This window comes from Pseudomonas sp. FGI182 (assembly GCF_000511325.1).
GTDB lineage: Bacteria > Pseudomonadota > Gammaproteobacteria > Pseudomonadales > Pseudomonadaceae > Aquipseudomonas > Aquipseudomonas putida_Z.
Window position 1 is genome coordinate 3,949,720 of record NZ_CP007012.1, and the last position, 21,202, is coordinate 3,970,921.

Consider the following 21,202-nt stretch of genomic DNA (forward strand, 5'->3'; position numbering starts at 1 on the left):
CATGCTGGCCTACATCCTGCGCCGCCTGCTGCTGATCATCCCGACCCTGTTCGGCATCCTGATCATCAACTTCATCATCGTCCAGGCCGCCCCCGGCGGCCCGGTCGAGCAGATGATCGCCAAGCTCGAAGGTTTCGAAGGCGCCACCAGCCGCATTGCCGGTGGCGGTGCCGAAGTGTCCGTGGCCGGCTCCAACTACCGTGGCGCCCAGGGCCTGGACCCGGCACTGATCGCCGAGATCGAACGCATGTACGGCTTCGACAAGTCGCCGCCCGAGCGCCTGTGGATCATGATCAAGAACTACGCCCGGCTGGACTTCGGCGACAGCTTCTTCCGCGATGCCAAGGTCATCGACCTGATCATCGAGAAGATGCCGGTGTCGATTTCGCTGGGGCTGTGGAGCACGCTGATCATGTACCTGGTGTCGATCCCGCTGGGCATTGCCAAGGCCGTGCGCCACGGCAGCCATTTCGACGTGTGGACCAGTTCGGCGATCATCGTCGGCTACGCCATCCCGGCGTTCCTGTTCGCCATCCTGCTGATCGTGCTGTTCGCCGGCGGAAGCTACTTCGACTGGTTCCCGCTGCGCGGCCTTACCTCCAACAACTTCGACGAGCTGAGCACCACCGGCAAGGTGCTGGACTACTTCTGGCACCTGGTGCTGCCGATCACCGCGCTGGTCATCGGCAACTTCGCCACCATGACCTTGCTGACCAAGAACAGCTTCCTCGACGAGATCAACAAGCAATACGTGGTCACCGCCAAGGCCAAGGGCCTGAGCCGGCCACGGGTGCTGTACGGCCATGTGTTCCGCAACGCCATGCTGCTGGTGATTGCCGGTTTCCCTTCGGCGTTCATCGGCATCTTCTTCACCGGTTCCTTGCTGATCGAGGTGATCTTCAGCCTCGACGGCCTCGGCCTGATGAGTTTCGAGGCAGCCATCAACCGTGACTACCCGGTGGTCTTCGGCACCCTGTTCATCTTCACCCTGCTGGGGCTGGTGGTGAAACTGATCGGCGACCTGACCTACACCCTGGTCGATCCACGCATCGACTTCGCCAGCCGGGAGCACTGACATGGCCTTGTCCCCCCTCAACCGCCGGCGCTTCGAGCGCTTCAAGGCCAACCGCCGTGGCTGGTGGTCGCTGTGGCTGTTCCTGATCCTGTTCGGGCTGAGCCTGGGCGCCGAGCTGATCGCTAACGACAAGCCGATTGCCGTGCGCTACGACGGCGAATGGTACTTCCCGGCGTTCAAGCGCTACCCGGAAACCACCTTTGGCGGCGAATTCCCGCTGGAAGCGAACTACAAGAGCCCGTACATCCGCGAACTGCTGGAGAAGAAAGACAGCTTCGTGCTGTGGGCACCGATCCCGTTCAGCTACCAGAGCATCAACTACGACCTGCGCGTACCCGCCCCGGCCCCACCGTCGGCGGACAACTGGCTGGGCACCGACGACCAGGGCCGCGACGTGCTGGCGCGGGTGATCTACGGCTTCCGCATTTCGGTGCTGTTCGCCCTGACGCTGACCCTGCTCAGTTCCATCGTCGGTGTGATCGCCGGCGCCTTGCAGGGCTTCTATGGCGGCTGGGTCGACCTGGCCGGGCAACGCTTCCTGGAAGTCTGGTCGGGCTTGCCGGTGCTGTACCTGCTGATCATCCTCGCCAGCTTCGTGCAGCCCAACTTCTGGTGGTTGCTGGGCATCATGCTGCTGTTCTCGTGGATGAGCCTGGTGGACGTGGTGCGCGCCGAGTTCCTGCGCGGGCGCAACCTGGAATACGTGCGCGCTGCTCGCGCGTTGGGGATGCGCAACGGCGCGATCATGTACCGGCACATCCTGCCGAACGCCATGATCTCGACCATGACCTTCATGCCGTTCATTCTCACCGGTGCCATCGGCACCCTCACCGCCCTGGACTTCCTCGGCTTCGGCTTGCCGCCGGGCGCACCATCGCTGGGCGAACTGGTGGCCCAGGGCAAGTCCAACCTGCAGGCCCCATGGCTGGGCATCAGCGCCTTCGCCGTGCTGGCGCTGATGCTGAGCCTGCTGGTGTTCATCGGCGAATCCGCCCGCGATGCCTTCGACCCGAGGAAGTGACATGAGTGAACAGAACCTGATCGAAGTGCGCGACCTGGCGGTGGAGTTCGTCACCGGTGACCAGGCCCACCGCGTTGTGAACGGCATCAGCTTCGACATCCGCAAGGGTGAGACGCTGGCACTCGTGGGCGAGAGTGGCTCGGGCAAATCGGTTACCGCGCACTCGCTCCTGCGCCTGCTGCCCTACCCCCTGGCCCGCCACCCCAGCGGCAGCATCCGCTACGAGGGCAAGGACCTGCTGCAGCAGAACGAGAAGACCATGCAGCGCATTCGCGGCAACCGCATTGCGATGATCTTCCAGGAGCCGATGACCTCGCTGAACCCGTTGCACTGCATCGAGAAGCAGATCAACGAAATCCTCCTGCTGCACAAGGGCCTGACCGGCAAGGAGGCCACGGCGCGCACCCTGGAGCTGCTGGAGATGGTCGGCATTCCCGAGCCACGCAAGCGCCTGAAGGCCCTGCCCCATGAATTGTCTGGCGGGCAGCGCCAGCGGGTGATGATCGCCATGGCCCTGGCCAACGAGCCGGAACTGCTGATTGCGGATGAGCCGACCACGGCGCTGGACGTGACCGTGCAGTTGAAGATTCTCGAACTGCTCAAGGAACTGCAGGCGCGTCTGGGCATGGCCCTGCTGCTGATCAGCCATGACCTGAACCTGGTGCGGCGCATCGCCCACCGTGTGTGCGTGATGCAGCACGGGCAGATTGTCGAGCAGGCCGAATGCGCCAGGCTGTTCAGCGCACCGCAGCACCACTACACGCAGATGCTGATCAATGCCGAGCCCAGCGGGCTGCCGGCGCACAACCCGGTGGGCGCGCCATTGCTGGAGGTGGATGACCTCAAGGTGTGGTTCCCGATCAAGAAGGGCCTGCTGCGGCGCACGGTCGACCATGTGAAGGCGGTGGACGGGATCAACTTCAGCTTGCCGCAAGGGCAGACGCTGGGGATTGTCGGCGAGTCCGGGTCGGGCAAGTCGACTTTGGGTCTGGCGATCTTGCGGCTGATCTCCAGCCAGGGCGGCATTCGCTTCCATGGGCAAGATCTGGCTGGTCTGAACCAGAAGGCCGTGCGCCCGTTACGCCGGGAAATGCAGGTGGTGTTCCAGGACCCGTTCGGCAGTCTGAGCCCACGCATGTGCGTAGAGGACATCGTCGGTGAAGGGTTGCGCATCCACCGCATCGGCACGGCGCAGGAACAGGAAGCGGCGATTATTGCGGCCCTGGAGGAAGTGGGGCTGGACCCACGCACGCGGCATCGCTATCCGCATGAGTTTTCCGGTGGGCAGCGCCAGCGCATTGCCATTGCCCGGGCGTTGGTATTGAAGCCGGCGCTGATCCTGCTGGATGAACCTACCTCGGCGCTGGACCGCACGGTGCAGCGGCAGGTGGTGGAGTTGCTGCGCAATCTGCAGCAGAAATACAACCTGACCTACCTGTTCATCAGCCATGACCTGGCGGTGGTCAAGGCGTTGAGCCACCAGTTGATGGTGATCAAGCATGGGCATGTGGTGGAACAAGGGGATGCGCAGGCGATCTTCCATGCGCCGCAGCATCCGTATACCCGGCAGTTGCTGGAGGCGGCGTTTTTGGAAGTTGAGGCAGGTTCGCCTTAAGTTTTGTAGAGTCCTCAAGATCGAGCGCCGCCCGCGCGGCGCTTCGCGGGTGTTCGTCTTGACACTTTCTGCGCCTGTGAGACCGAGCGCCGCCCGCGCGGCGCTTCGCGGGACAAGCCCGCTCCCACATTTGTTGCAACGTGGCCATGCCTGTGAAAGAGGCGTTGTCAGCCTTGGTGCAAGGTTTGAGGTAAGTGGGGCGGCAGCAGTGCCAACTCAGAAATCCAGCCAGCCCACCAAAGTTGGCCACCATGGCCTGACAGGTTCGGCACGTTGCAACAGATGTGGGAGCGGGCTTGTCCCGCGAAGCGCCGCGCGGGCGGCGCTCGATTTTCGCGCCACCACAGAAATCAAACCGGTCACCTCCCGCCCTGACGCAATCGGGCGCAGAACACCTGCCATGTCAGATTTAACCCCTTCCCTGTAGTCCATTTCCCAAACATACTCCTGCCGCGTGTTTTCCGTTGCGGCTGCTCTGGCTGAGCTCTAGTCTCGGTTGGTCGCTGAAGATCAGCGATACAGCTTTGACAGGCTGTGACGGTTAATTCACGCAGGCAGTCTCCGCTTCATGGTGGCTGTGCGTGTGGGCACGCTTGCGTGCGCCGGAACTTTTGCGTGATTTACCGCCGGTCTGTCAACCCACGTACAGCTGCCACCCGACTGTTTGACAGCAGACAGGTGGCCGCACAGCCAATGGTTAATCACGATGCTGAACATTGTCCCCGATCCACCCCACACCCCCCATTCCCTCGAAGACACCCTGATCCAGGCCACCGACTACGCGCTATGCGCGGCCACCGTGGTGCATCAGGCCTTGCTACTGCAGCCCAAATCGCCGGCTTCGATCCTGATGATGACCTCGATGCATGAGCTGGAGGCGCTTCGGACTTTGCTTGAGTCGGCACTGGTTCAGGTGCAGATGCCCGCTGAGCCTCGGACTTTGCACTGAGGCTTTAGTGTTGCGTTGTCTGGGCTGGCCTCTTCGCGGGTAAACCCGCTCCCACAGGATCTCCACAGGCCTTGAGGTAGATGCAGTACCTGTGGGAGCGGGTTCACCCGCGAAAGGGCCCGTCCGGGCAGTCGAGAATTTTGAGGGGATTCAAAAATGACCAAAGAAGACACCCAATTCACTGTCGGTAAAACCACGTTCTACCAAGGCGAACACGGCACCCACCCACTGTTCCGCATCGAACCCGGCATTCCCTGCCGCGATGCCCGCGAGCAATCTTCGGAGCTGATGGGCTATGTACGCGAACTGACCATCACCGGCCTGATGGATGAAAAGCCGATGATGATCTGGGCTGCCCACTACCTGAGTGCGATGGCCAAGGCGCTGATGGATGATGCGGAACTGGGCATGAAGCACTGAGGTATTGCAGGGCTTCGCGATTGCTTTGTAGGAGCGGCCTTGTGTCGCGAAAGGGCCGCAGAGCGGCCCCGGGATTTAAGCATCGAGGCAAAAAATGCTGGGGCTGCTTTGCGGCCGTTTCGCGACACAAGGCCGTCCCCACGGGAGATTGCATACCCAGGGAGACCGGCGCCAGCTGGCCTAGGCTGATGCAACTCAGAGCCGGCCCAACAACTCCTGCCGCTCGCGCCAGATCTCCTGTACAAAGGGGTCGGTCACCCCATACAGCCCATGCCCCCGACGCAGGATCAGGTTAGCGGCCAGCAGTTCGTTGGCAACCGGCTGTATCTCTTCGACACGCACTTCACGCCCCACAGACTTCGAATATTCGGCCGCCGCTTCGTTGGAGAACACCCCACGCGCATCGCCTTCGACCGATGCGATCCGGGCAAAAATCGCCTCAGCCAGGACGCCCAGCTCCTCTACTTTCATCAGCTCCAGGTCAGCAGCCGCCGACCGCAGCGTTGATGCGATTACCGATAGTCCCTGTCCGGCACGTTTGTGGCACCGGCAAAAGCCTGGTTACAGGACAGGGACCAAGTCGTTCTTAAAAAGAGGTTTTGCCAGTCCTGCGCAGCCCGTAGAAAAACAGCCCTGATTTCAGGCCGATATCCAGGGCGGACGGTTTCAACAGCTGCCTGGCCAAGTCGGCAGCCAATTCACGGCGAGATGTCGATCATGGCTTTATTGGAAATTATTGAATACCAATAATTATTGGCAGCGAATAATTTAATGAAACGGTGTACAGGCAGGTCGGCTCGAAAGCCATCATCAAATTTTCTGACAACAATCGTCTTCCATCATCAGCCAGATCGGGCATAAATTCTCCACCGTCAACCCCAGCAGCAACGGTAGAGCCCCATGTCCAGCCCACAACACCAGCCCGCCTCCCCTGCCCTGACCACGCTGATCCAGCGCTCCGGCCTGCCCAGCCCTGCACTCGGCGAAGCCCAGGCACATGCCGTGCTGCAAACGCACTACGGCATTGCCGGCAACCTTTCGGCACTGGGCAGCCAACAGGACCTGAACTTCCGTGTAGACGCACCGCAAGGCCGTTTCGTGCTCAAGGCCTGCCACGGCAGCTACGCCCAGCTGGAGCTCGAGGCCCAGCACGCGGCCCTGGCCTACCTGCGCGAACAGGGCTTGCCAGTGCCCGCCGTGCGCCCGGCCAGCGATGGCCAGATGCTGCTGGCGTTGGAAATAGACGGGCAACCGCTGCGCATGCGCCTGCTCGACTACATCGACGGCCAGCCACTGACCCGCCTCAAGCACATGGAACCACGCCTGATGGCCGAGCTCGGCGGGCTCTGCGCGCGGCTGGACAAGGCCTTGGCCACTTTCGACCACCCGGGCCTGACGCGCACCCTGCAATGGGACCCGCAACATGCCCAGGCACTGATCCAGCACCTGCTGCCCGTGCTGGGCAACGCCGAGCAACGCGCCCGCATCGAACAGGCCACCCAGCTGGCCGCCGAGCACCTGGCGCCGCTGGTCGACCAGCTGCCAAGCCAGGCCGTGCACCTGGACATCACCGACGACAACGCCGTCTGGGCCCGCGATGGCGAGCGCCAGTGGCAGCTGCAAGGGGTGATCGATTTCGGTGACCTGTTGCGCACCTGGCGCATCGCCGACCTGTCGGTGACCTGCGCGGCGCTGTTGCATCACGCCGAGGGCGACCCGCTGCGCATCCTGCCGGCCGTGCGTGCCTACCAGGCGCTCAACCCTCTGAGCGAAGCCGAACTGCGGGCGCTGTGGCCACTGGTGCTCAACCGCGCCGCCGTGCTGGTGCTGAGCAGCGAGCAGCAGCTCACCGTCGACCCCGGCAACCAGTACACCCGCGACAACATCGCCCATGAGTGGGAAATCTTCGACACGGCCACCGCCGTACCTTTCGCATTGATGGAAGCGGCCATCCTGCAGGCTGCGGGCTTGCAGCCTGCCACGCCGGACCTGAGCGGCTGCGTCCCCCTGCTCCCGGAACTGGATGGGCAGGTTGTGACGCGCGTCGACCTGGGCGTGCTCAGCGTGCATTGCGAGGCGGGCAACTGGGAGCAACCGGGCTTCGACCAGCACCTGCTGACCACGCAACCGGCCCCGGCCTGCAGCCTGCACGGGCAGTATCGCCTGTCGCAAACCCATATCGACCGCCCCGAGGAGCCCGCCACCTGTGCCCTGGGCGTCGAGCTGCATGTACCCAACGGCAGCCTGGTGCAGGCGCCAGATGCCGGCACCTGGCAGCGCCATGGCGACGGCCGTGGCTGCCTGCGCAGCGCGCACTGGGCGTTGTGGCTGCAAGGCCTGGAAGACGCGCCTGCAGATGGCCAGGCCGTGGAAAAAGGCCAGTCGCTGGGCAGCAGTTGTGGCTTCCTCAGCGTGCAGCTGTGCCTGGATAGCGGCATTCAGCCGCCGTTCTTCGCCACCCCATCCCAGGCGGCCGCCTGGCTGGCCCTGTGCCCGTCGCCAGCTGCGTTGCTGGGCTTCGGCTGCAATGCCGAGCCGCTGCCCGACCCACAGGCCCTGCTGGCCCGCCGCGATGCCAGCTTCGCCCGCTCGCAGAAGCACTACTACGCGCAACCGCCTCACATCGAACGCGGCTGGCGCAACTACCTGATCGACATGCAGGGCCGCTCGTACCTGGACATGCTCAACAACGTTGCTGTACTGGGCCACGGCCACCCGCGCATGGTCGCCGAGTCGGCACGGCAGTGGTCGCTGCTGAACACCAACTCGCGCTTCCACTACGCAGCCATCACCGAGTTCTCCGAACGCCTGCTGGAGTTGGCCCCCGAAGGCTTCGACCGGGTGTTCATGGTCAACAGCGGTACCGAAGCCAACGACCTGGCGATTCGCCTGGCCTGGGCCTACAGCGGCGGGCGCGACCTGCTCAGCGTGCTGGAGGCCTACCACGGCTGGTCGGTGGCCACCGATGCCATTTCCACTTCCATCGCCGACAACCCGCAGGCCCTGGAAACCCGCCCGGACTGGGTGCACCCGGTCGAGGCGCCGAACACCTTCCGCGGCCGCTTCCGTGGCGCCGACAGCGCCACCGACTACCTGCGCGACGTCGACGCCAAGCTGGCCGACCTCGACGCCCGTGGCCGCCAGTTGGCGGGCATCATCTGCGAGCCGGTGTACGGCAATGCCGGTGGTATTTCGTTGCCGGCGGGTTACCTGCGCGAGGCCTATGCCAAGGTTCGCGCCCGGGGCGGCGTGTGCATCGCCGACGAAGTGCAGGTCGGCTATGGCCGCCTGGGCGAGTACTTCTGGGGCTTCGAGGAACAGGGCGTGGTGCCCGACATCATCACCATGGCCAAGGGCATGGGCAACGGCCAGCCACTGGGCGTAGTCATCACCCGCCGCGAGATCGCCGAAGCGCTGGAGGCCGAGGGCTACTTCTTCTCCTCGGCCGGCGGCAGCCCGGTCAGTTGCCGCATCGGCATGGCGGTGCTGGATGTGATGCAGAAGGAAGGCCTGTGGGACAACGCCCGCGACACCGGGCGCTATTTCAAGGCGCGCCTGCAGGCACTGGTGGACAAGTACCCGCTGGCCGGCGCGGCGCATGGTTCGGGCTTCTACCTGGGGCTGGAACTGGTGCGCGACCGCGCAACGCTGGAACCGGCAACCGAGGAAACCATGGCCCTGTGCAACCGCCTGCGTGACCTGGGCATCTTCATGCAGCCGACCGGTGATTACCTGAACATCCTCAAGATCAAGCCGCCGATGTGCACCACCCGGGCGAGCGTGGACTACTTTGTCGACAGCATTGATCGGGTGCTCTCCGAAGACCTGTAAAGAATTGCGAAGCTGGCCGAGGAGTGTTCATACTTTTCGGCCACAACGCTTCCTCGTCATCAGGTTTACTGACAATGGCCTTTACCAGCGACTCCCTGGCAATCTTCCTCGCGGTGCTGGAGGCAGGCTCGTTCTCTGCCGCCGCGCGCAAGCTGGGGCGTGTGCCTTCGGCCGTGAGCATGGCCATCGCCCAACTGGAGGCGGAGCTGGACCTGGTGCTGTTCGACCGGGCCACGCGCAAAGCCTTGCCCACCAGCGCCGCCCTGGCCCTGGAGCCCCAGGCCAGGCAGGTGATCTGCCAGCTCAACCTGCTCGACGCCCAGGCCCTGCAACTGCACAAGGGCCTGGAAAAGCGCCTGACCATCGCCATGGCCCCCGAGCTGCAGACCGGCCGCTGGAGCCAGCCGCTGGAAACCCTCGCCCAGGAATTTCCCAGCCTGGAAATCGAAGTGCGCTCGGCCACCCAGGCCGAAGCCATCCGCCTGCTGCATGACGGCAGCGTGCAACTGGCACTGGTCTTCGAACGGCCTGGCATCGACGAGCGCGAGTCATTCCTGGAGGCCGGCAGCCAATTGCTGGTGGCCGTCGCCTCCCCCCGCCATCCAGCTGGGCAGAACAACGGCATGCCGTTGCCGGAAGAGGCTTTCGCCGAACAGCGGCAGATCATCGTGGCCTCGGGCAAGGCCACCGGGTCGGACCCGCGCATGGTGCTGTCGCGGCGCATCTGGCTGACCGACAGCTACCTGGCCACGCTGGACCTGGTGCAATCGGGCCTTGGTTGGGCCTACCTGCCGCAGCCTTTGGTCGAGCCGTTGATTGCTTCGGGCGCGCTGGCGGAGGTGCGCTTCGACAACATGGCAAGCCGGTTGCGCTTGTGGGTGGACATCATCTGGGTCAAGTCGCGCCCTTTGGGCCTGGGCGCGCGGCGTTACCTTGACGTGATGCGCCAATGCTTTGAAACAGAATCCCCGAGGTCCTGAGCGATACGACTGCCTCGTCAGAAAGCGAAAAATCCTACAACTGGTTAGGAAGCCAATAACTATCTGCGGCATTGATTCCCCGTTAGGTTTCTGCTCGCCATCAAGAAGAAAAGGAACTTCTCATGTCGAGCCAGTCCGCGCAGGGCTACGTGCAGTCGGTCGATCACTTCGCCAACCAGCAGCGCCAACCAGAAGAGGCCCTCTACCTTTTACTGGACCCATTCGCCGGCTGCCCGCCTGAGCACCCGCTGGCCATCGCTGCCCTCAGCGAAGCGCTGGGTAGTGATGCCGTAACGCGCGTCGACTGCAGCGGGCTGGTGCAGGATCCTGAATGCTGGCCAGCTCTGGTGCGGCTCGCCAAACCCGGCGATGCGCCCACAGCCCTTGCCCCATTAAGCGCGACCTGCGCCGCTCGTGAATCAGCAGCTACCTGGCACTACGTGTGTGGCTGGCTGATCAGCGATCAACCCGCCGACCTCATCGCCCAGCACATCAGCCAGCAGTGTCTGGTGCTGCACCAACCAGAACCGCACGGTATCACCGCCTGGTTCGAGCCCGTGCGGCTGGCGCTGCTACGCGCGACCCTGAAAAACGCAGGCGAAGTCCTCGGGCCTGTTCGCAGCTGGCTACATCCCGATGGTTGTGGCAGTCGCGAGGTATTCGAGCGAGACCCCATGGCTGGCGAACTGGCCGTCCCCGAGGCCGTAAGGGCGACCCAGCACGTCGCACCACAGATCATTCAACTGCTCGGCGCCTGGCATCGCCTGAGTGCCGTGCAGCATCCCCATGCACCCTGGCACTTCGCAGGTTCCTCAGGCTTGCCGGAAAACGCCCCCACCCATGCCATGAACCTGATCCTCAAGGCGTTCAAGCAGGGCCTGCGCGATCGCGCCGATATCCAGTGCATGAGCCTGCACATGCTCATGATCCACCCACTGCTCCTTCAGCACCCGACCATCCAGCACGAGGTGGAAAAGGCAGCGGCCGGCGAGCAGCGCCTGGCGGACCGCTTCGCCAGCTACAACGACTGCACCTGGTCGCACATCGTCGCCGGCCTGCCGAAGGCAAGGAGTTACTCATGAGCATCAGCAAAGCCATCCACATCGCCATGCAGGAAGAGATCCCCAACACCTACGGCACCTGTAATGCCTGCGAACGCTCCGGCCTGCCGATTCTGCTGCTGCGCGAGGCCTACGCCCCGCGCCCGGATACAGGGCGCCCCTATCGCCTGGCAGACGATAGCGAAATCATTTTCCACCCGATGCACACCGACCAGTTGCGCCTCCTGCGCCAGGGTTATGTCTACGTACTGCTCGACCAGGAAATCTGGCAGGCCTACGAGGTAGCGGCGGAAGGTACCTTGCAGCGCTTTCCGGTATCGCAGATGCCCTTCGGGCCACCCAGGTCGTTACCCAAGGCATGCGCCACCGAAGGCCACGATGTGATTGCCTCGTTCATCAACATCGATACCCTGCTCTACCGCAAGGCCTGGATCGCCTTCGCCAACGACCCCTGGCCTCGTGCGGTACTCGACCGCTATCGGCAAGGCATCGCCGACAGTGACCCGGATACCCTCGCCCGCTTCGTCGAGGTGGACCTGAACACCGCACGCAACGACCCTGCCAGCCTCGGCATCGCCATGACCGACAGCTTCCGCTTCGGCCTGGAACAGGTGCTGGAGTTCTCTACCTTTTCCTCTGCCAGGTTTACCAGCGCTCATGGCTTTTACAGCCGCCTGGGCCGCTGGCATGAAACCCGCACGCATGTGCGCAATGTCATCCAGCAGGAACAACTGCCCAATGGCCTGCTGGCGCTGACGCTGCCCGACCCGGTCGGCATGGTCATGGAGCTCAACGCGCAACGCACTGGCTGGGTGCAAGCCCTGCAGGAATGGCGGGCACAGCCGCAGCGGCACTTCGAGTACTTCACCTCGCAAGCACTACTGGGCATCCGCGAATTGCACGCTGCCATGGCGGCCGTGCAGGGTGCCGAGGACGCGCAGCGGGAAGCCCGGCAGGTCGAGCAGTGGAACGACAGCCCGATCGCGGCCAAGGCGTATCTGCCGCCGGTGGACATCGACGCGCAGACCGAACGCAACACCGCGCGCAAGCAGCAGGACGCCCGCGAGCGGCTGGAAGAGCGTTACGACGAAAGCGCCCGCGCCGCGTTCCAGGCCGATTACGACCGCGAACTGAAAAACTGGCAGTCGATGATCGACCAGGTTGGCGATCTGTATGCGCGGCACTATGCCAAGCGGGCGTTTCAGCAGATCGGCTACTACGACTATGACGCGACCTCCCCCGTTTCGGTGGAGTACTTCATCCAGATGATGGCCGCCTGCCTGGCCGGCGGGCCCACTGAAACCCTGCCGCAGGAGGGTCAGCCGCTCGGGATCACCCAGCATATCTGGCAGCAGCTGCTGGAAGACGACCGCAGCCTGCTTTACCAGGCACTGCTGGCCAAGAACCAGAAGCTGATGCAGCAGGTGGCCAGCGCGCTGTCCGGGGACGACTTCGGCAAGGTGTACGACATCATCAAGGGCATCGCCGGTACCGCCGACGGCCAGCTGTTGATGATCAAGCCGATACAGGATGCCGTTGGCCAGTTGCTGGCCGCGACCAACAGCGCAGGGAATGCGCTCAGCCAGCACCTGAGTGAACGGACCAAGACCCTGATCGGCCATGTGCATCGTTCGGCGTTTGCACTCTTCGCCGGGCAGCAAGTGACGCCGCTGCGGGTGTCGCTGACAGTGGGCGAATACATGAGCCTGCTCAATGAAGCCCTGGAGGCGCGGACCGATGCGTTTCTGCAGCAGGTAGACAAGCAGTTCCGTGACCCACTGGGCCGCAAGGTGCGGGCCATGGTGCTGAGTGGCGCGATCAATATTGCGGCAGCGGGTAACCGTAAGCAGATGATCGAAGTGATGCTCTGGACGCTCGAAAGCGCCGAGAGCCTGCAGGCGCGGTTGGTGCAGTTGCGCGAGGGTGCAGCCGGCGGCGTCGGGGCGCTGGTACGCAATGTCGTGATTGGTGCGGGTACGCTGCGTGCGCAGGTTACGGGTGGTTTGAAGATCAGCTCTACGGCCGCGCAAAGCGTGGCAAGCGATGCGATGCGCAGCCTGCGGGATGCTGCAGCGAGTAGCGGAAGCGTCGGGCTGCTATTTGCCTTGGGCAGCATGTGGTTCCATCAGGACAGCCTGGGCAAGAACTATCGAGCGTTGCAAGAGACGCATCAGGACAACCCGGAGGCGCTTGCGGCGATCTGGTCTTCCTCCCTGGGTTTGTTGGGGGCGAGTGTGGAGGCGGCAGGACTGGCTGTTGCAGTCATACGCCCGAAGATACCGTGGCCCGGAACAGTGACGACAACGTCTTTGGGAACCGGTATTGCTCGATACGGCGCCGGCATTGCGGGAATAGCTGGAATGATGGATGGGGCACAGTACCTGTTCGCCAGCCTGCGTACTCATAAGCGCGGAGATTTAACGTCCGCAGATGGATACAGGACTGCGGGCATAATGGCTGGCGCTTCCGCCATTGCAGGTGTACTTGGAGCTTTCGGCCCCGCCACATTATTTGGCCCAATCGGTATAGCTATCATTCTAGGACTGGCCGCCTATGCAATAGCTTCCGAGGCAAAGCAAAACGAATCCTCTCCAACAGAGCTTTGGGCTCGTCAAAGCAGATGGGGATTATCTGAAGACAACCGTCTCTGGACCGAAGCGAAGCATCTTGACACTGCAATTGGTGCTTTGAATGCGGCAGCAATTGGCGTTCAAGCCGAGATTTCCATAAGAACCCAACTCACCAATCATACGAACATGCAGACTTCCGAACCAAAAGGGATGATCATCGGCAACGAGCCTGCAATACCCGCAGAATACACGCTTAACTATTACTTCCTCTTGCCTAATTACGCCGAGGGCACATCTCGCCATGAGTGGCATTTAAGCATTCATCGTACTGGCGCTCAAAGAGAAATCATTACCGTATCGGGTGATAGTACTCCGACGAACCAATTGCAGATCAGCCTACCAAAGGGAAAAGGAGTCTTCGGCCACATTGACAACCCACAGCCTTTGGTGCGTTTCAACAGCAAGAACAGTACGTTGACCATACAGGGAGTTCTGCCTTTGCTGGTAGATCATCATATCAACGCCATTGAATTTAGCCTGCGTTACTGGCCAGACAAGCAGGACGAACTTGGGCATGCCCATGTAACAATAACAGAAAACTACATGCACAGCTTGGAGCCCCTGACAAAATGGCCCGCCCCTTATTAAATCCTGCCTGCCCGGGCTGGAAGGAAGACCTCCCCGACCCTTACACAGTCAATTCAATAGAAAAATACATGGGTAATCAAATACCTAACCATCAGTGCATGACGTACTTAGAAATTCCGCGACAAAGCGTATCATCACGAGGGGTGATTTCAGCCTTCGCCTTCCTCCTGTGCATATTTTTCGCCTTTAGCCTTTACATGATGACACTTACGCTCGACCCCCGAAATTTTGAATCGCTGCTGCGCTCAATATCTGAAATCTTCCTGATTACCTGGCTGGTTACTACAGGCCTTCGCATGGATATTTCTCCACCTCGCGACGAACCCATCAGATTCAACCGTGCCCGCCAGAGAATCTACGCCTACAACTTCAAACGCCAATGGTGGAACCCCTTCGACAAAGGCAAGGTTGTGCCGGTCAGTTACGACTGGTCCCAAGTCCGCGCCGAGCGCTGGTCACAAACCGGCGCCCTGCCAAACGGTGGGGTCATTTTCAAATGGGGTGTCATGTTGTCCATCGTCGCGCCGGGCACGAACAACGTCATCGACCGTTTTCACCTGAGCACCATGGGGGCTGACCAGCATGCCTGGGCCTACATCTGCACCTACATGCAGGAAGGCCCCTCAGCCCTGCCACCACCCGGGGAACCCAAGGATCACAACGATGTGCTCTGGTGTGAGTTCGCCCTGCGCCTGGCACCCCGAGTAGTGTGGCCAGCGGAAATGGATCTGGAGTCGAGAACCGCCCCCTGAGCTTACTGTCTTACGCTGCTTGGCCCCACAGTTACTAAGCATGACTTGAAGACGATGCGGTCAATGTGGGAGCGGGCATGCCCGCGAACACCGGCGCAGCCGGTGCCATGCATCGCGCTGGATTCTTCGCGGGCACGCCCGCTCCCACAGGGGTTACATGGTCGGCGCAACCAGCCTGTACCCCACCCCTGGCTCGGTGATGATGAACCGCGGCGCCGTGGGGTCATCGCCCAGCTTCTGCCGCAGATGCCCGACCACGATCCGCAGGTAATGGGTGTCGTCCACATGGGTAGGCCCCCAGATATCCTTGAGCAGTTGCTGCTGGGTAATCACCCGCCCCGGGTGCCCGGCCAGTTGCGCCAGCAGCGCATACTCCTTGCGGGTCAGCGCCACTTCCACGCCATCCAGGGTCACCCGGCGAAAGGCAAAGTCCACCATCAACGGCCCAAAACTGGCCGCCACTTCCGAGCCACCGGCCTGCGGCACCTGCCGCAGCAAGGCGCGCACCCGCGCCAGAAACTCCTGGATGCCGAACGGCTTGGTCACATAGTCGTTGGCGCCGCCATCCAGCGCATCGACCTTCTGCACTTCGCTGGCGCGCACCGACAACACCAGCACCGGCACCGCGCTCCATTCGCGCAGGTCACGCAGCACCTGCTGGCCGTCCATGTCCGGAAGGCCCAGGTCAAGCACCACCAGGTCCGGCTTGCCCAAGGCCGCCTGGGCCAGCCCTTCCGTGCCGGTGGCGGCCTCGAGCACCTTGTAGCCTTGCGAGGCCAGGCTGATACGCAGGAACTTGCGGATCTGCGGTTCATCGTCGATGACCAGAAGGGTGGCGGACTGACTCATGGGGTTTCGCTTTCGGTTTCAGGTTGAGGAGGCAGCGGCAAGCATAAAGTGATGCTGGTGCCCTGGCCATCGATGCCTTCACCCACCAGGATCTGCCCGCCATGGGCGCCGATCATGCCTTGGCAGATCGCCAGGCCCAGGCCGGTGCCCTGCCCGCCGCGGTCGCCGCGAGCGGCGGTGTAGAACATGTCGAAGATCTTCTCGCGATCATCCACGGGAATGCCGGGGCCCTGGTCGCTGACGGCAAAGCACAACAGGGCATCCTGCACCGACACCTGCAGCTCCAGCCGGCCATTGGCTGGCGAGAAGCGCGCGGCGTTTTCCAGCACGTTGACCAGGGCCTGCTCGATCAACGCCGCATGCACGAACAGCAACGGCAGCTCGGCCGGCACATCAGTGTGTACCCGCAGCGGCGCCAGCACCGCGCGCAGGCGGTTGAGCGCGCTGCCGACGATGTCCGCCGGGGCCACCCAGTCGCGGGCCAGCTTGAGGCCGCCGTGGCCCAGGCGGGTCATGTCGAGCAGGTTCTGGATGTAGCGGTCGAGGCGTTCGGCTTCGTTGCGGGTACCCTCCAGCAGTTCGCGGCGGTCGGCGGTGGGGATCGCCTCGCCCAGCGCCAGCAGGCTGTCGATGCTGCCGCGCATGGCGGTCAGCGGGGTGCGCAAGTCATGGGAAACGGACGCGAGCAAGGCGCTGCGCAGCTGCTCGGTTTCACCATGCAGGCGCGCGGCCTCCAGCTGTTCGGCCAGGCGCGCGCGGGCCAGGGCCTGGGCCAGTGGCTGACCAAGGGCGGTGAGCAGGCGCCGGCGCGGGTCGCTGAGTGGCTGGCCGGAACGTGGGCGCACCCCGAGCAATGCCAGGGGCTGTTCATCCACCGCCAACGGCCACCACCACCAGCGGCCATTGGGCAGGGTGTCGCTGCCATGTCCGGCGGCCTGGCCGTGCTGCCAGGCCCATTCTGCGGCGGCGCGTTCGTTATCGCTGAAGGCATGAGCTTCGCCGCTGGCCACCTGCAACTGGCCTTCGACATTGCGCTCCAGCAGGCACACCTGCATGTCCTGCCAACCGTCCAGGTGCTGGCCGGCGGCGTTGAACACCGCCTGGCGGTCGGTGGCCACGGTCAGCCGGCGCGACAGGTCGAGCAACTGGCTGGTCTGCGCCTGGGTCTCGCGCAGCGCCTGCAACTGGCGGCGCTGGCGGGCAGCCAGGTTGCCGGTGAGTGCAGCCATCAACAGGAAGAACACCAAAGTCAGCACGTCTTCTTCGCGCTGGATCCTGAACGACAGGTTGGGCGGGATGAACAGGAAGTCGTAGGTCAGGAACGACATCACCGCGCAGGCCAGCGCAGGCCCCAGGCTGCTGCGCACCGCCACCAGCAACACCGCGGCCAAAAACACCAGCGATATGTTGGGCAGGGCCAGCACACTCGACACCGCCCAGGCCAGGCCTGCAGCCATGAACGTGGCCAGCAGCGCCAGCAGGTAATGGCGCCAGACCCACACCCGCCGCACCGCCGAACGCGGCGCTTGCGGCTGCGCGTCGCGGTCCAGCACGTTGATTTCCAGGCCGTGGCTTTCGCGCAGCAGCCGCGCGGCCACACCGGCACCGAACAGGCGACGGCGCAGGCGGTCGCGGGACTGCCCGACCAGCACCAGGCTGGCCCGCCGTTCGGCGGCATGCTGGATCAGCGTGCGCACCACTTCGCCGGCACGCAGCAGTACCACCTCCCCGCCCAGGCGTTCGGCCAGTTGCTGGGCAGCTTGCAGGCGCTGGCGCGCGGTTTCGTCGCGCAGGCGGCCGTTGTCCACGTGCACCAGGCTCCAGGGCAGGTGGCGGCGTTGCGCCACGCGGCTGGCATGGCGCACCAAACGTTCCGCCTGGTCGTCGCCATCCACGCCCACCAGCAAGCGCCCACGCAGGGCCGGGGCTTCCTGGCCGCGTTGGCGATAACCGTGGGCCAGGTCGGCATCCACCTGGGCAGCGGCGGTCTGCATGGCCAGTTCGCGCAGGGCGGTAAGGTTGGTTTGCGAGAAGAACGCATCGATGGCGGCCCGCGCCTGCTCGGGCACGTACACCTTGCCTTCGCGCAGGCGTTCGAGCAGCTCCCGGGGTGGCAGGTCGATCAGCACCAGCTCGAAGGCTTCCTGCAGTACCCAGTCCGGCAGGGTTTCGCGCACTTGCACGCCGGTAATGTCGCGGACCTTGTCGTTGAGGCTTTCCAGGTGCTGGACGTTGACCGTGGTGTACACATCGATGCCGGCGGCCAGCAGTTCCTGTACGTCCTGCCAGCGTTTGGCGTGGCGGCTGCCGGGCGCATTGGTGTGGGCCAGTTCGTCGACCAGCACCAGGGCCGGCGCGGCCTTGAGCAGGCCGTCGAGGTCCATTTCCTCAAGGGTGACGCCGCGGTACTGGCTGCGCAGCAGGGGTTGCTGCTGAAGGCCTGCGAGCAATACCTCGGTTTCGGCACGGCCATGGGTTTCGACCACACCGGCCAGCACTTGCACGCCCTGGCGTTGCTGGGCGTGGGCGGCCTGGAGCATGGCGAAGGTCTTGCCGACGCCGGGGGCGGCGCCAAGGAACACCTTCAACCGCCCCCGGCCGCTTCGCGGGAGGGTAGCCAACAGCGCGTCTGCGCGGGCGGAGTCACTCATCTTTCATCCTTTGTTCACACGCCTTGTAGGAGCGGCCTTGTGTCGCGAAAGGGCCGCAACGCGGCCCCAGGATTTCAGCACAGATGCACATATTGCCGGGGCTGCTTTGCAGCCCTTTCGCGACACAAGGCCGCTCCTACAGGGATCGTGGGCTGCTCTGTATCAGTGGCTCAAACGCTCAAGTGCCTGGTTCAAGGCCAGCACATTGACCACCGGCGGGCCGATCAATGGGTGGAGGGTGGCCTCTTCCAGCAAGCCTTGCAAGCGCTCCACCGGCAACTGCCGTGCCGCCGCCACCCGCGGGATCTGGTAGGCCACGGCCTCCGGCGGCAGGTGCGGGTCGAGGCCGCTGCCCGAGGTGGTGAGCAGCGCCTGGGGCACCGGCCCCTGCTGCGCCTGGTACAACGCAGCCGCATCGCCCTTGACCCGCTCGGCCAGCGCCGGGTTGCTCGGCGACAGGTTGCTGGCGCCGCTGGCCACGGTGGCGTAGGCGCCTGCCGATGGCCGCGCGTGGAACCAGCCATCGCCCTGGAAATCCTGGGCAATCAGCGCCGAACCGCGCACCTGGCCCCGGTCATCGCGCACCAGGCTGCCATTGGCCTGGCTGGGGAAAACCACCTGGGCAATACCGGTCACCGCCAGCGGATACAGCGCGCCGGTCATCAGGGTCATCAACAGGGCCAGGCTCAATGCCGGGCGTACATAAGCATTCATGGTGGCCTCCTCAGACCAGGTGCAGGGCATTGAGCAGCAGGTCGATCAGCTTGATCCCGGCAAACGGCACGACAATGCCACCCAGCCCATAGATCAGCAGGTTGCGCCGCAGCAGGTGCGCCGCGCTGGCCGCCTGCACCCGCACGCCGCGCAGCGCCAGCGGGATCAGCACGATGATGATCAGCGCGTTGAACACGATGGCCGACAGAATCGCACTCTGCGGGCTGGCCAAATGCATCAGGTTGAGCACGCCCAACTGCGGGTAGATGGCGGCGAACAGCGCCGGCAGGATGGCGAAGTACTTGGCCACATCGTTGGCGATGGAGAAGGTGGTCAACGCGCCGCGGGTCACCAGCAGCTCCTTGCCGACCTGCACCACATCCAGCAACTTGGTCGGGTCGCTGTCCAAGTCGACCATGTTGGCCGCCTCGCGCGCGGCCTGGGTGCCGTCGTTCATGGCCATGCCCACGTCCGCCTGGGCCAGGGCCGGGGCGTCGTTGGCGCCGTCGCCGCACATGGCCACCAGGCGGCCGTCGTTCTGCTCCTGGCGGATGCGCGCCAGCTTCTTCTCTGGCGTGGCCTCGGCCAGCACATCATCCACGCCGGCCTCGGCAGCGATGGCGGCGGCGGTCAGCGGGTTGTCGCCGGTCACCATCACCGTGCGGATGCCCAGCTTGCGCAGCTCGGCAAAGCGCTCGCGGATGCCGGGCTTGACCACGTCCTTGAGGTGGATCACGCCGAGCAGGCGCTTGTCGATGCACACCAGCAGCGGTGTACCGCCGCTCTGGGCAATGCGCTCCACTTCACGGGCCAGCGCCGGGGGCATTTCCAGGCGTTGCATGCCAACGAACGCCAGCACGGCGTCGACGGCGCCCTTGCGGTAGCGGTGCTGCTGCAGGTCGATGCCCGACAGGCGCGTCTCGGCGCTGAACGCCACCGCCTCGAACTGCCCGGCGGCCGGTTCGACGAAGTCATGCAACTGGCGCAGGTACTCGACGATCGACTTGCCCTCGGCGGTGTCGTCTGCCAGCGAGGCCAGCAAGGCGCCCTCCCCCAGCTCGCGGGCGTTGATGCCCGGGGCGGCGTGCAGGGCGCTGCAGCGGCGGTTGCCGAAGGTGATGGTGCCGGTCTTGTCGAGCATCAGCGTATGCACGTCACCGGCCGCCTCCACCGCGCGGCCGGAACGGGCGATGACGTTCAGCCGCACCAGCCGGTCCATGCCGGCGATGCCGATGGCCGACAGCAGGCCGCCGATCGTGGTGGGAATCAGCGTTACCAGCAATGCGGCGAGAAAGATCAGCGGCAGGCTGCCACCGACAAAGTGGGCGAACGGCTGCAGGGTCACCACCACGATCAGGAAGATCAGGGTCAGGCCGATCAGCAGGATGTCGAGGGCGATCTCGTTCGGGGTCTTCTGCCGCTTGGCGCCTTCGACCAGGGCAATCATGCGGTCGAGGGTCGATTCGCCCGGGTTGCTGGTGATGCGGATCAACAACCAGTCGGAGACCAGCCGGGTATTGCCGGTCACCGCCGAGCGATCGCCGCCGGACTCGCGGATCACCGGCGCGGACTCGCCAGTAATGGCGGCCTCGTTGACCGCAGCGATACCTTCGAGCACCTCGCCGTCACCGGGGATCATTTCGCCGGCCACCACGCGCACCACATCGTCCTTGCGCAGCGCGCTGGCCGCGACGGTCTCGTAGCTGCCATCGCGCTTGCGACGCTGGGCGGTCAGGCCCTGGCTGCCGGCCTTGAGGCTGTCGGCGCGGGCCTTGCCACGGCCTTCGGCAAGGGCCTCGGCGAAGTTGGCGAACAGCACGGTGAACCACAGCCACAGGGCGATCTGCACGGCAACACCGGTGCTCACGCCACTGCCGGGGGCGAAGCACAGGACGGTGGTCAACACCGCAGTCAGGGCGACTACCAGCATCACCGGCGAGCGCTTGAGCTGGCGCGGGTCGAGCTTGACGAATGCCTGCACCAGCGCCGGGCGCCACAACGCGGCGAAGCGGGTCTGGTCCTTGGCACTATGCCGAGCTTGTACTTCAGGAATGGGCATGTTCATG

14 protein-coding genes and 1 pseudogene are annotated in these 21,202 nt (G+C 64.0%); 10 read left to right on the forward strand and 5 right to left on the reverse strand.

The window, feature by feature from the left end:
* Window position 1 precedes the first annotated feature (1 nt).
* The 5 genes from C163_RS17425 to C163_RS17445 all read left to right on the forward strand — a co-directional run bounded on the left by C163_RS17425 (window position 2) and on the right by C163_RS17445 (window position 5,080).
* Window positions 2-1,075: a microcin C ABC transporter permease YejB gene (locus tag C163_RS17425; protein ID WP_009686399.1), complete on the forward strand. Its 1,074-nt coding sequence runs from the start codon at window positions 2-4 to the stop codon at window positions 1,073-1,075.
* Window position 1,076: 1 nt separating this feature from the next.
* The gene (locus C163_RS17430) at window positions 1,077-2,096 is read left to right on the forward strand and encodes an ABC transporter permease (protein ID WP_013973404.1); all 1,020 of its coding nucleotides are present in this window, start codon (window positions 1,077-1,079) and stop codon (window positions 2,094-2,096) included.
* Between the two features lies 1 nt (window position 2,097).
* Window positions 2,098-3,711 (forward strand): ABC transporter ATP-binding protein, encoded by a 1,614-nt coding sequence (locus C163_RS17435; protein ID WP_025339940.1) that lies wholly within the window; start codon window positions 2,098-2,100, stop codon window positions 3,709-3,711.
* Between the two features lie 706 nt (window positions 3,712-4,417).
* Entirely contained in the window at window positions 4,418-4,660 is a 243-nt protein-coding gene (locus C163_RS17440; RefSeq protein ID WP_025339941.1) for a hypothetical protein, read from the forward strand.
* 156 nt (window positions 4,661-4,816) lie between these two features.
* The gene (locus C163_RS17445) at window positions 4,817-5,080 is read left to right on the forward strand and encodes a DUF3077 domain-containing protein (protein ID WP_025339942.1); all 264 of its coding nucleotides are present in this window, start codon (window positions 4,817-4,819) and stop codon (window positions 5,078-5,080) included.
* Between the two features lie 195 nt (window positions 5,081-5,275).
* On the opposite strand, the pseudogene C163_RS17450 reads toward C163_RS17445, so the two are convergent.
* Window positions 5,276-5,602 (reverse strand): annotated as a pseudogene (locus tag C163_RS17450) (ATP-binding protein); the annotation flags it as partial.
* Window positions 5,603-5,980: 378 nt separating this feature from the next.
* Between C163_RS17450 and C163_RS17455 the strand changes: the two are divergent.
* The 5 genes from C163_RS17455 (at window position 5,981) to C163_RS27545 (ending at window position 14,922) form a co-directional block, all read left to right on the forward strand.
* Window positions 5,981-8,911, forward strand: coding sequence for an aminotransferase (locus tag C163_RS17455; RefSeq protein ID WP_025339944.1), 2,931 nt, complete (start codon window positions 5,981-5,983; stop codon window positions 8,909-8,911).
* A gap of 74 nt (window positions 8,912-8,985) precedes the next feature.
* A complete protein-coding gene (locus C163_RS17460) occupies window positions 8,986-9,891 on the forward strand; it encodes a LysR family transcriptional regulator (RefSeq protein WP_025339945.1) in 906 nt (301 codons plus the stop codon).
* 122 nt (window positions 9,892-10,013) lie between these two features.
* Complete coding sequence (locus C163_RS17465) at window positions 10,014-10,973, forward strand: hypothetical protein (RefSeq protein ID WP_025339946.1); 960 nt, start codon at window positions 10,014-10,016, stop codon at window positions 10,971-10,973.
* Complete coding sequence (locus C163_RS17470) at window positions 10,970-14,170, forward strand: T6SS effector BTH_I2691 family protein (RefSeq protein WP_025339947.1); 3,201 nt, start codon at window positions 10,970-10,972, stop codon at window positions 14,168-14,170. The genes C163_RS17465 and C163_RS17470 overlap by 4 nt, the downstream gene beginning before the upstream one ends.
* Complete coding sequence (locus C163_RS27545; protein WP_256220377.1) at window positions 14,152-14,922, forward strand: DUF6708 domain-containing protein; 771 nt, start codon at window positions 14,152-14,154, stop codon at window positions 14,920-14,922. The genes C163_RS17470 and C163_RS27545 overlap by 19 nt, the downstream gene beginning before the upstream one ends.
* 153 nt (window positions 14,923-15,075) lie before the next feature.
* Here the strand turns inward: C163_RS27545 and C163_RS17480 are convergent, their stop codons facing one another.
* From C163_RS17480 to kdpB, 4 genes are all read right to left on the reverse strand, one after another.
* The gene (locus tag C163_RS17480; RefSeq protein WP_025339949.1) at window positions 15,076-15,771 is read right to left on the reverse strand and encodes a response regulator; all 696 of its coding nucleotides are present in this window, start codon (window positions 15,769-15,771) and stop codon (window positions 15,076-15,078) included.
* Complete coding sequence (locus C163_RS17485; protein WP_025339950.1) at window positions 15,768-18,422, reverse strand: sensor histidine kinase KdpD; 2,655 nt, start codon at window positions 18,420-18,422, stop codon at window positions 15,768-15,770. The genes C163_RS17480 and C163_RS17485 overlap by 4 nt, the downstream gene beginning before the upstream one ends.
* A gap of 162 nt (window positions 18,423-18,584) precedes the next feature.
* Window positions 18,585-19,136 carry a potassium-transporting ATPase subunit KdpC gene (kdpC, locus tag C163_RS17490; RefSeq protein ID WP_025339951.1) on the reverse strand — a complete coding sequence of 184 codons (552 nt, stop codon included), beginning with the start codon at window positions 19,134-19,136 and terminating at the stop codon, window positions 18,585-18,587.
* A 10-nt stretch (window positions 19,137-19,146) separates the two neighbouring features.
* Complete coding sequence (gene kdpB, locus C163_RS17495) at window positions 19,147-21,201, reverse strand: potassium-transporting ATPase subunit KdpB (protein WP_025339952.1); 2,055 nt, start codon at window positions 21,199-21,201, stop codon at window positions 19,147-19,149.
* Window position 21,202 lies beyond the last annotated feature (1 nt).

What these genes read in the sequence shown, in the direction of transcription:
- kdpB (WP_025339952.1), bottom strand. Translation starts at nt 21,201, where the DNA reads ATGAACATGCCCATTCCTGAAGTACAAGCTCGGCATAGTGCCAAGGAC.
- C163_RS17430 (WP_013973404.1), top strand. Translation starts at nt 1,077, where the DNA reads ATGGCCTTGTCCCCCCTCAACCGCCGGCGCTTCGAGCGCTTCAAGGCC.
- C163_RS17445 (WP_025339942.1), top strand. Translation starts at nt 4,817, where the DNA reads ATGACCAAAGAAGACACCCAATTCACTGTCGGTAAAACCACGTTCTAC.
- C163_RS17425 (WP_009686399.1), top strand. Translation starts at nt 2, where the DNA reads ATGCTGGCCTACATCCTGCGCCGCCTGCTGCTGATCATCCCGACCCTG.
- C163_RS17435 (WP_025339940.1), top strand. Translation starts at nt 2,098, where the DNA reads ATGAGTGAACAGAACCTGATCGAAGTGCGCGACCTGGCGGTGGAGTTC.
- C163_RS17470 (WP_025339947.1), top strand. Translation starts at nt 10,970, where the DNA reads ATGAGCATCAGCAAAGCCATCCACATCGCCATGCAGGAAGAGATCCCC.
- C163_RS17480 (WP_025339949.1), bottom strand. Translation starts at nt 15,771, where the DNA reads ATGAGTCAGTCCGCCACCCTTCTGGTCATCGACGATGAACCGCAGATC.
- C163_RS17465 (WP_025339946.1), top strand. Translation starts at nt 10,014, where the DNA reads ATGTCGAGCCAGTCCGCGCAGGGCTACGTGCAGTCGGTCGATCACTTC.
- C163_RS17485 (WP_025339950.1), bottom strand. Translation starts at nt 18,422, where the DNA reads ATGAGTGACTCCGCCCGCGCAGACGCGCTGTTGGCTACCCTCCCGCGA.
- C163_RS27545 (WP_256220377.1), top strand. Translation starts at nt 14,152, where the DNA reads ATGGCCCGCCCCTTATTAAATCCTGCCTGCCCGGGCTGGAAGGAAGAC.
- C163_RS17440 (WP_025339941.1), top strand. Translation starts at nt 4,418, where the DNA reads ATGCTGAACATTGTCCCCGATCCACCCCACACCCCCCATTCCCTCGAA.
- C163_RS17460 (WP_025339945.1), top strand. Translation starts at nt 8,986, where the DNA reads ATGGCCTTTACCAGCGACTCCCTGGCAATCTTCCTCGCGGTGCTGGAG.
- C163_RS17455 (WP_025339944.1), top strand. Translation starts at nt 5,981, where the DNA reads ATGTCCAGCCCACAACACCAGCCCGCCTCCCCTGCCCTGACCACGCTG.
- kdpC (WP_025339951.1), bottom strand. Translation starts at nt 19,136, where the DNA reads ATGAATGCTTATGTACGCCCGGCATTGAGCCTGGCCCTGTTGATGACC.